This is a genomic window from Streptomyces sp. NPDC002476 (assembly GCF_042889785.1).
GTDB lineage: Bacteria > Actinomycetota > Actinomycetes > Streptomycetales > Streptomycetaceae > Streptomyces.
In genome coordinates this window covers 50,451-59,289 of sequence record NZ_JBIARH010000041.1, presented here as the reverse complement: position 1 = coordinate 59,289, position 8,839 = coordinate 50,451, and the positions used below count along the sequence as shown (strand labels likewise).

Here is an 8,839-nt window from a genome sequence, read left to right as displayed (position 1 = left end):
TGTACCGCTTCGTGTATTTGCTTCCCACCTGGTGCTACTTCCTCTGGAACCTCAGGTCCCAGTCTCCAGGTGTCCACGATCAAGGGGAAGCTTCAGACAGGTCAGCGCCCGCAGTCCGTCACAGCAGTCAGGCCGAGCACGCCCCGGCGACCTACGCTGCGCTCGGGCGGTGACCGCTGTCGGACTCATGCCGGTGCTGCTCGCCTGCGGCGCCGCGTACGTCCTCACCACGAATCTGGCTGGACTGCGGCCGGAATGGCGTGAGATGGACCGTACGCGTGGGCGGGGCGTCGTGAAGCCGCATCCCGAGGAAGACGCCTCACAAGGCAGTACTGAGCTGCCCCGAGTTTCGTAGAGTCCGATCTTGATTGGTTCAGGCGGACTGCGGGGTTTGTTCCTGGCTGCGCCAGAAGGCTTCCTCGTACTCGGCCGGCGGCACGTAGTCGAGCGCGGAGTGAAGGCGTTCTTCGTTGTACCAGGTGATCCACTGGAAGATCGCCCGCTCGACCTGGTCGACGCCCTTCCAGGGACCCTGCATCTCGATCAGCTCGGCCTTGAAGGTCCCGTTCAGCGCCTCGGCCATCGCGTTGTCATACGAGTCCGCGACGGAGCCGACGGAGGCGGAGGCGCCGATGTCGGCGAGCCGGTCGGTATACCGAATTGATACGTATTGCGACCCGCGATCGCTGTGGTGTATCAGTCCGGAGTCCTTCTTGATCCGGCGCCGCCAGAGCGCCATCTCCAGGTCGTCCAGAGGGAGTTCGGTCCGCATGTGGTTCGCGACCTACCAGCCGACGATCATCCGCGAGTACACGTCCAGGACGAACGCCACATACGCCCATCCCGACCAGGTGCGGACATACGTCATGTCCGCGACCCACAGCTGATCGGGCCGGGAGGCGGTGAAGTCGCGGTCGACCAGGTCCGGCGGACGCGGCGCCGACGGTTCCGGAATCGTGGTCCGACGCCGCCGGCCACGGATGACGCCCTCCAGGCCCAGCTCGGCCATCAGCCTTTCGACGGTGCAGCGGGCCACCCCGTGGCCCTTGCGCCGAAGCGCGCGGGTGATCCGGCGGGCGCCATAGGTGCCGCCCGACTCCGCGTGGACCTCCTCGATCAGCGGCATGAGCTGCTCGTCCCGGAGCCGGCGGGCCGACTTCGGCCGCTTCTTGCGGGCGAAGTACGTCGACGGTGACAGCTCCAGCACCCGGCAGACGGGATCGACCCCAAGGCCCCTCTCGCGCAGGTGGTCGATCACCTGCGCGGCCTCGTCCGGGGACGGTCGATCTCCTGGGCAAAAAACACCGAGGCGGCTTTCAGGATCTCGTTCGCCCGCCGCAACTCCGCTACCTCTTTGCGGAGTTGCTTGAGCTCGTCCAGCTCGGCGGTGGTGAGCCGGTCCTCCCGCTCGCCGCGGTCGGCCTCGGCCTGGCGGACCCAGCCTCGCAGGGCGACGGAGCGGCAGGGATCACGGTGCCACCGGCCAAGGCGACCGGCTGGATGGACACCGCGCAGGTCGAGCGGGCACTGCGGCAGAGCCGGGACTTCCTGGTGGCCACAGGGCTCAACTCCCGCGTGCTGCAAGGCGAGCGGCCCACGAAAGCGATCGCGCTGCTGAACCCGCACCAGAAGGACACCCAGGAGTACCTCCGTACCGCACTGTCGTCGACGACGCCCACTGACAAGACCGACCCGCTGCTGTTGTTCAGCCGCTTCAGGCCGGAGCAGTCCAGGCTGGTCGGCGACGTGATCAAAACACGCGGCCGGCTCACCTACCGGGAGGGGAAACAGGGGGCGGTCGAAGTGACGGCGGACGTCACCTTCGTGTACCCGGTCACCCCGGCGGGCGACAGCGGGCGGAACGCCGAGGTCGTCCGTACAATCGTGCGACGCCAGGTGGTGATGAGCTGGGACGACCCGGCCAAGGTCATCACCGAACCGGGCACGATGTCCCTCGTCTCGTACGCGCTCGACATGACCAACGGCGGCTGCTCCGCCCCGACCGGCTACTTCGTACCCCCCTTCGGCACGGCCGACAAGCAGCCCGCCGACGAGGCCCACCAGGTCGATCCGTACGACCGCAGCAAGCCGATCAACACGAGCCACGGCACCACGGCCACGGGCAACAGCTGCGCGACCGCCACCCGCTCCTGAATCAGCGTTTCCTTCCGCTGATCGACGACTTCGAGCTGCAGCAGCTCGCAGCCGATTGCCCGAGCAAGAAGATCACCATCGAAAGCATCACCACCTCGACCTGCGGTGTCGTATTTCTGGGCCCTTTCCCCGCTCCGGGCCTGATCACCCCTGTCGGGCCGGCCGGAGCGGCGTCGGCAACCCCAGCAGGACCGGCCCGCCGGACACCGCCGAGCCGGCCTGTCCTCGGCGTCGGCCTGCCAGGGACGGGCGCGGGGATCCGCGGGCCGCAAATGATCGTGCGCCCGGCAACCAGCGGGCCGATGCCGGCACGGGCCTCGCGGGTCAGCGGCCGAGTGCGTAGCGGGTGAGGCGGGAGCGGGCGGTTTCTTCGCTGGTGCCGAGTGCCTGGCCGATGGTGTCCCAGGAGGGGCCGTCGGGGGTGTCGAGGTTGAACGCTGCTTCACTGGCGGTCTGTCGGGTGAGGCGTTCCAGGGCGGCGACGGCTCGGAGGGCGGCCAGGGGGTTCTCGGTGGCGAGGGTGATGAGGTGTTTCTCGGCCTGGTCGAGGAGGGCGAGTAGCTCCGCGGGAACCGGGGCCGTGCGGTCCTGTACGTCGGTGATGTGGGCGTTCCAGTCGTGCTCGGGGCCCGTGGTGTCGGTCAGGTAGGGGCGTCGGCGGTCGACCGTTTCCCAGTCGAGGAGGTAGTGGCTGGTGCCGCGCCAGCCGCAGGAGCAGGCGCCGCGCAGGTGGGTGGCGAGCGGGGCGCCGAGGGTGCCGTCGTAGATCCACCAGTCGGTGCTCTGGTGCATCGTCGGTCCGCTCCCGGTGTCGAAGTAGACCGGGCCCGGTTCGGGGGCGGCGGCCAGGAGGACGCCGGGCCGGCCCTCGTGCTCGGCACCGGACTCCTCGGACTCCCACATGACGTTCCCCTCTCCTCCACCGTCTTGGTGTGGCACGCCCGAAGCGCCACCTTTCCGGGCCGGGAGTGCTCGCTCGCCCACCGACCCTGCCCCACCCGTGCCGGATCCGGCAGGCGAATACCCGAACCGGTGAATCCCTGCTTGATCGTGGGTGTGTCGATGTCCTGCTCAGCCCGGTCATGTGCTCACGCAGGTTCTTCCGGCTCAGGCTCCGAACGTGAGACGGCGGCCGGCTACCCTCCCGTGTGCGCATGCTCCTTCCCGGGCCAGCCGTCGTGCGGCTCCGCCGACCAAGGAAGGGTGCGCCCGAGCGTGCTGAGCTCCGCGGTGGCCTGATGCAGACGGACCTGCGCGGCGCGGAGATCATCGGGGACCGTTGTCTCAGCCATACCCGAAATGATGCGCGCGTTCGATTCTCGGGCCGGGCGTTGTCGGCCCGCTCGTACTTCTCGTCGGTCGTCTCCTGCGCGTACGGGCCGGACCGAAGCGCGAGCGGCACGGCACCGGGCTCGGCCTTGCGGCACCTGGCTGCGGCGCATCGGCCGGATCAGGTGCCGGCCGGTGGGGTGGGACGCAGGGCGAGCAGGGCGATGTCGTCGGTGCTGTCTGCGCCGAGCCCCCTCAGCAGTTCGTCGCAGAAGAAGTCCAGGGGTTCGCGGGCGAGGGCGGCGGTGTGCTGACGCAGCCGGGTCAGCCCGTGGTCGAGGGATTCGCCGCGGCGCTCGATCAGTCCGTCGGTGTACAGCAGCACAGTGGAATGCGCGGGCAGCTCGTCGACGGCGGTCAGACGCCGGTGCTCGGAGTCCATGCCGATCAGCAGCCCCGCGCCCGTCTCCAGATATCGGGTGTCGCCGCCGGCGGTGGTCAGCAACGGCGGCAGGTGCCCGGCCGAGGAATGGTGCAAGGCCCACGAGCCCCGTTCACCGGGGCCTTTGACCAGGCCGTAGATGCACGTCGCGGTCTCCTGGGACTGGAGCGTGTGACTGGCGACGTCCAAACGCCGCAGGACCTCACCGGGAGGCTCTTGGCGGTCCACAGCGATACCGCGCAGCATGTTGCGCAGCGCGCTCATGGCGACCGCCGCCTGCAGGTCGTGGCCCATGACATCGCCGATGACCAGGACCGTGTCGCCCTGCGGCAGGACGAAGGCGTCGTACCAGTCACCGCCGACCTGGGCGATGGCCTGCGCGGGGGCGTAGCGGGCGGTGATCTGAAGGTGTTCGACCTGCGGCAGCTCGGGCAGCAGGGCGCGTTGGAAGCGCTCGGCGATGTGCCGGGTCTGCTGGTACAGCCGCGCGTTGTCCACCTGCAGCGCCAGGCCGCGGACCAGGTCCTCGATCGGCGGGAGATCGTCTTCGGTGAAGGGGCGGTCGGCATCGGTGCGGGCCACGGTCAGTGCGCCGAGGACCTCGCGGCGGGCCCGCAGCGGGGCGATGACAGCGCTGCGCGCACCCAGCTGCTCGAACAGTTCCAGCTGCCGGGCGTGCAGCGGGTTCTCCGCCCGGCCGGGCGGAAGGATGTCGGCGAGCAGCAGGGGCCCCGCCCCTCGCAGTACCCGCGGCAGTGGCCCGCCGTCCCCCTCCGGCACCGGTGGCAGCGGCCCCTCGTAGCCGCCCGGAGCCAGCGCCTCGGGGGTGCGGTGGACGACGACGGCCCGCTCCAGCCGGCCGCCCTCGTCCAGCAGATCAACCGTGCACCAATCCCCCAGCCGCCCGGTCAGCACCCGGCACGCCCGCCGCAGCCCCTCCAGCAGGTCCAGCGTGCTGGCCAGCGCCGCCTGGGCCTCCGCCAGCAACGTCAGACGGTCCAGCAGCGTCTTGTCGCCTCGATCAACGCCCATGCCCTCCACCTTCCTCCCCACTGGCCTGCGACGACAGCACTGCGCGCGCAAGTTCCTGCGCCCGGTGCCGGACGCACACGAGCGGGTGATCGGGGGGCGCTACTGGGGAATGGCGGCCTCGTCGATCGTCGTCGTGGAACGCGAAACACGCCTCGATTTCAGCGGCCGTACGTCACCCGGCACGTGCCCGCTCGCCCGCCGCGAGGAGCCCGTTCCTGATGGGCGCGCGCCCCGTGCCCACTCCGGCCGGGGGCGCGCAAGGGGCGGCTCAGCGGGGGCGGGGCGGAGTCATGAGGACGTGGAGCAGGGTGGCGCGGGTGAGTTCGGCGCCCTGCACGAGTCGCTCACCCCACCGCTCGGGCCGGGACCGGCGCTGGCCTTCTGGAACGCCCATGGGGTACAGCTGTGCCGTGGCTGCGGATCAGTCCTTGTCGGGTTCGCCGAGGGTCCAGCCGCTGACCGCGGAGATCGGGCCGCGCCAGGTCGGCAGGGTGTGGGTGGTTCGTCCGGAGCGGTGGGTCACGTCCCGCGGGTGAAGGAAGCGATGGTCGATCTCGCGGGGGCGTCGGCGTTTCTCGGCGGCCTCGTCCAGGTGCCCGATCGCGTGGCGCGCGACCCTACGCAGGGTGTCGTCGTGGTCGCCGAGCTGACGCAGGTGCAGGCGTTCCCAGGTGTCGGTGGAGACCAGGGTGCCGGTCACCAGCGCGCCGCCCAGGGCCAGGGTCACCACGATGTCGTCGGCCTCGATGTCCTCGTGCTCCGCGCCCAGGCGCAGTATCTCCAGGTGCGGGTCGAGCCGGGTCTCCGGCTGGAGCAGCATCCTCAAGGCTGGCTGGACCGCCACTTTCCACGACAACGTACTGCTCCTCCGGTTTGTTGAACGCCTGGGTCAGGGATGTCCCTGCTCGTGTCCCGGCTATGCGCCGGCCTTCTACCAGCTCTACGTCTCCCGGGCGATCGGCGACACCTGGCCGGCCGCAGGTCAGCCCCACAGCTTTCGAGTGAACTCCGCCGCCCACTCGATCCGCTCGCGGTGCGGGCCGTTGGCCGTGCAGCGGGCCTTTGGCGGGGCCTGGCACTTCGGGCAGCTGACTTCCCACGCGTGCCAGGTCCGGGCCGCCGTACCATCGGTCGGTTGTTCGTTCCGCTTCTCCCGGCGCTGCCGTGGCGGCCGGGAGCGGGCGTCGCTGTGGTGCAGGACTCTGCGCAGGCGTTCGTCGTGCGGGAGTTGCCGTGTCCGGCCGGGGCCGACCCGGTCGTCGTTGCCGCACGGCTTCCCGGCCCCGGCGTAGCACCGCGGGCAGGTTTCGCTGTACCAATCCGCGCGCGCCACCTGTTGGTGCAGCCGGGGCTTGCCCTTCTGCTGCTGTACGTTTCGGTCCCGGTTGGGTTTCGGTGTCCGGTCCGGGGCGGGCTTCTTCTGGGCGGGAGGGGCTTGTTCAGGTGACAGCGTCTTTCGCTCAGGCTGCACGCGGGCCTTCCACGCCTCGATCTGGTTGATCTCGCTGCGCGAGAGTTGATCACCGGCTTTGGCGGCCAGGTCGGTGAGCATGGTGACCCTACGCCGCTTCTCCGTCCCCGGCATGGTGCGGCCGTGACGACGCAGAGTGCGCAGGGTCGTGCGTACCCGCTCCGGTGCTTCCGTCTTCTGCCGGGCCGTTCTCCGACGGGCCTCTTCCTTGGCCTCGGCCGCGGTGTTGAGCCTGCGGGCGGTTTCTTCCTGTTCCCGAAGCACTCCAGCGAGGAAGGTGGCGGCCGCCCCGGCCGTCTGGGTTTCGATGTCGGTGCGGTCGTGGTCCGCGATCGCGTTGACGCGGGCCAGCAGCCTGCGGGCCTCCTGGACGTTGCCGTGGGCCACGGCTTCGCCCAGCCGGGAGAACATCTCCTGCCGGGCCGCGGTCTGCTCCTGCAGCCAGATCTTGGCGTCCTGGAGGACAGTTTCGATCTGGGTCCGGGTCTCCTGGTCCGTCGCTTCCAGGGTTTCCAGGGTGTGGCTCACGCGGGTCACCACCACTACGGCCCCCACAGCGCGGGCCTCTTCGATACGGCGGAAGAGAACCTGAGCCCGGGTCCGGGCATCCGGCGACTTTCTGTCCGTGCGCGTGGCCCGGAGGGTCGGCGGGGGCGTGCTGCGTGACCGGACGATCCGCTCGACTGCCGGGGTGGACAGGCCACGTTCAGTCATCTTGCACTCGTCCAGGGCGAACCATTCGGTGGGCCGGGCGAAGGCCTCGGTCCCGATGCGGACGCGTCGGCGGGTGCCTTCGCTGTCGAGACGGATCCGGTGCACGTACCAGCGTTTGATCAGGGTGTCTTGGTCCACCGGGACCGAGATGCCGAGGACCGGCTCGTTCTCGCTGTCCCACTCCGGTGCCACGCTCTGGTCCAGGTGCACCCGCAGCTTCTTGTGCGCAAGGTGGATATCGACGACGGAGCCCAGTGGGCTGCCGTCCGGCTGCGCGAAGTCGACGTCGGCCTGCGTGCCACGGCTGTGGAGCCAGGCGGCGGCCGCGGACTTCACGTAGAGGTGGTCGGCGCTGGTCACGCCACGTGCACGGCGGCCGCAGAGGTGGGGGTGTCCGTCGGGGCCGGGGAGGTGGGCGCAGTGGCAGACCCGGTCGGTGTAGAGCTTGGTGGTCAGTTGCAGGCCGCAGCCTCCGAGGAGCAGCCCGCACCAGAATGTGTCGTGTTCGTGCCGCTGGCGGAAGGCGTCCAGCTCGATCGCCTCCAGTGGCAGCAACAGCGGCTCCTCCGAGTCCGCGCTGCCGAAGACCGCTGTCTGGATCTGCCGCTTGTCCCCTCGCATGAAACCTCACCTTTCGTATCAACTCATCGTCTCAGTCCAGGGGTTCGCTCCGCAGTCGATCAACGGGATCACGCCGCCGTACGCGGCGGGGAGAGCCGGGCTACGCGGTGCGCCTCGATCGCGCGGCGGTAGCCGTCCGACGGCGCGGGGCGCGGTGCCGGTGCGGCGGATGTGGTCGGCTGCGGGCTCGGGTCGGCGGCCGCCGTGGCGGGGCCGGCTTTCCCCGGGCAGGCGGCAGGACGTTCGCGCCGGTCAGGTGCGCGTTGGCCGCCTCGGCGGCGCGGTGCTTGCCGCCGCGTTCGGTCCCGACGATGTCGCAGACGAGGTTGGTGTAGGCGCGCTGCCAGCGGGCGTCACGTGCCCGGAGCGATGCGCGCTCGGCACGGATATGGGCCGCGGCCGTGGCCGGGTCCTCGGGAAGGCCGAGCTCCCCCGCGAGACCCGGTACGTACGGGAGACCCCGGGGATGTCTCTGTTCTGGGAAGAGCTGACGATCGAGCCGGGTCGCTCTGCCCGGCAGTGTTCCCGGGGGGAGGCGTCCCATTTCAGGATCTGCTACGAGGAGATGCTCACCCCGGAGAACCGATCCACCCTGGAGTGCAGGCTCGAACCCGGCCATGAGGGCGCTCATGCGTCAGAGATCGGGTTCAGCGCAGACGGGATCTGTGACCTGGACATGTGGCTGTGCCGGTGGACCGGCGTTCCGGGGGCCCGCGAGATCCGTCAGCCGGGCGCCTGCGCATTCGAACTCGGCGACCAGCACTCGTGCCCGTTCCAGGGACACACCGGGATGCACCTCGCGCAGGGGCTGGGCTTCGTGACCGCCGAGGGGAAGAACCACTTCAGCGAACACCTGTAACGCCACGACGGCCGCAGCGGTGGTGGGCAAGCCTGGGTCCGGAACAGGGATTGCCCGGGTCAGGGGCAGAAACGCGAGAGCCAATTTGCTCGGGCACGGCCTGGTCGTGGACCTGGCCGTGGTCCTGGTGCTCGGCTCGCTCCTCGGCCCTGGAGGCTTGGGGGTAAGCCGTGCAAGGTCCTGCGCTGGCCCCTGGAAGACGCGCGCCAGGCCGACGCGGGTCGGGCCCTTCGGGCCGTACGGCGGGGCTGGCGAGGATGACGCCGACGCCCTGGCG

Annotated in this window: 10 protein-coding genes and 1 pseudogene; 3 read left to right on the top strand and 8 right to left on the bottom strand. The window is 70.1% G+C overall.

What is annotated here, in order from left to right:
• Positions 1 to 160 precede the first annotated feature (160 nt).
• Positions 161 to 355 (top strand): annotated as a pseudogene (locus ACFYXM_RS31275) (MFS transporter); the annotation flags it as partial.
• Positions 356 to 373: 18 nt separating this feature from the next.
• On the opposite strand, the gene ACFYXM_RS31270 reads toward ACFYXM_RS31275, so the two are convergent.
• A complete protein-coding gene (locus ACFYXM_RS31270; RefSeq protein WP_389294425.1) occupies positions 374 to 772 on the bottom strand; it encodes a transposase in 399 nt (132 codons plus the stop codon).
• A gap of 12 nt (positions 773 to 784) precedes the next feature.
• Positions 785 to 1,258, bottom strand: coding sequence for an IS3 family transposase (locus tag ACFYXM_RS31265; RefSeq protein WP_389294423.1), 474 nt, complete (start codon positions 1,256 to 1,258; stop codon positions 785 to 787).
• 104 nt (positions 1,259 to 1,362) lie between these two features.
• Here ACFYXM_RS31265 and ACFYXM_RS31260 point away from each other — a divergent pair, with 104 nt between their 5' ends.
• The gene (locus ACFYXM_RS31260) at positions 1,363 to 2,154 is read left to right on the top strand and encodes a hypothetical protein (RefSeq protein WP_389294421.1); all 792 of its coding nucleotides are present in this window, start codon (positions 1,363 to 1,365) and stop codon (positions 2,152 to 2,154) included.
• Between the two features lie 324 nt (positions 2,155 to 2,478).
• Here the strand turns inward: ACFYXM_RS31260 and ACFYXM_RS31255 are convergent, their stop codons facing one another.
• The 6 genes from ACFYXM_RS31255 to ACFYXM_RS31230 all read right to left on the bottom strand — a co-directional run bounded on the left by ACFYXM_RS31255 (position 2,479) and on the right by ACFYXM_RS31230 (position 7,703).
• The gene (locus ACFYXM_RS31255; protein ID WP_389294419.1) at positions 2,479 to 3,057 is read right to left on the bottom strand and encodes a hypothetical protein; all 579 of its coding nucleotides are present in this window, start codon (positions 3,055 to 3,057) and stop codon (positions 2,479 to 2,481) included.
• A gap of 233 nt (positions 3,058 to 3,290) precedes the next feature.
• Positions 3,291 to 3,446 carry a hypothetical protein gene (locus ACFYXM_RS31250; protein WP_389294417.1) on the bottom strand — a complete coding sequence of 52 codons (156 nt, stop codon included), beginning with the start codon at positions 3,444 to 3,446 and terminating at the stop codon, positions 3,291 to 3,293.
• A gap of 158 nt (positions 3,447 to 3,604) precedes the next feature.
• Complete coding sequence (locus ACFYXM_RS31245; protein WP_389294415.1) at positions 3,605 to 4,897, bottom strand: PP2C family protein-serine/threonine phosphatase; 1,293 nt, start codon at positions 4,895 to 4,897, stop codon at positions 3,605 to 3,607.
• A gap of 268 nt (positions 4,898 to 5,165) precedes the next feature.
• Positions 5,166 to 5,291: a hypothetical protein gene (locus ACFYXM_RS31240; RefSeq protein WP_389294413.1), complete on the bottom strand. Its 126-nt coding sequence runs from the start codon at positions 5,289 to 5,291 to the stop codon at positions 5,166 to 5,168.
• A gap of 27 nt (positions 5,292 to 5,318) precedes the next feature.
• A complete protein-coding gene (locus ACFYXM_RS31235; protein WP_389294411.1) occupies positions 5,319 to 5,753 on the bottom strand; it encodes a hypothetical protein in 435 nt (144 codons plus the stop codon).
• 126 nt (positions 5,754 to 5,879) lie between these two features.
• Positions 5,880 to 7,703: a hypothetical protein gene (locus ACFYXM_RS31230; protein WP_389294410.1), complete on the bottom strand. Its 1,824-nt coding sequence runs from the start codon at positions 7,701 to 7,703 to the stop codon at positions 5,880 to 5,882.
• Positions 7,704 to 8,169: 466 nt separating this feature from the next.
• Here ACFYXM_RS31230 and ACFYXM_RS31225 point away from each other — a divergent pair, with 466 nt between their 5' ends.
• Entirely contained in the window at positions 8,170 to 8,562 is a 393-nt protein-coding gene (locus ACFYXM_RS31225) for a hypothetical protein (RefSeq protein ID WP_389294408.1), read from the top strand.
• Positions 8,563 to 8,839 lie beyond the last annotated feature (277 nt).

Excerpts from the sequence above, each read along its gene's own strand:
- ACFYXM_RS31270 (WP_389294425.1), bottom strand. The coding sequence starts at position 772 with ATGCGGACCGAACTCCCTCTGGACGACCTGGAGATGGCGCTCTGGCGG.
- ACFYXM_RS31255 (WP_389294419.1), bottom strand. The coding sequence starts at position 3,057 with ATGTGGGAGTCCGAGGAGTCCGGTGCCGAGCACGAGGGCCGGCCCGGC.
- ACFYXM_RS31250 (WP_389294417.1), bottom strand. The coding sequence starts at position 3,446 with ATGGCTGAGACAACGGTCCCCGATGATCTCCGCGCCGCGCAGGTCCGT.
- ACFYXM_RS31245 (WP_389294415.1), bottom strand. The coding sequence starts at position 4,897 with ATGGGCGTTGATCGAGGCGACAAGACGCTGCTGGACCGTCTGACGTTG.
- ACFYXM_RS31240 (WP_389294413.1), bottom strand. The coding sequence starts at position 5,291 with ATGGGCGTTCCAGAAGGCCAGCGCCGGTCCCGGCCCGAGCGGTGGGGT.
- ACFYXM_RS31230 (WP_389294410.1), bottom strand. The coding sequence starts at position 7,703 with ATGCGAGGGGACAAGCGGCAGATCCAGACAGCGGTCTTCGGCAGCGCG.
- ACFYXM_RS31225 (WP_389294408.1), top strand. The coding sequence starts at position 8,170 with ATGTCTCTGTTCTGGGAAGAGCTGACGATCGAGCCGGGTCGCTCTGCC.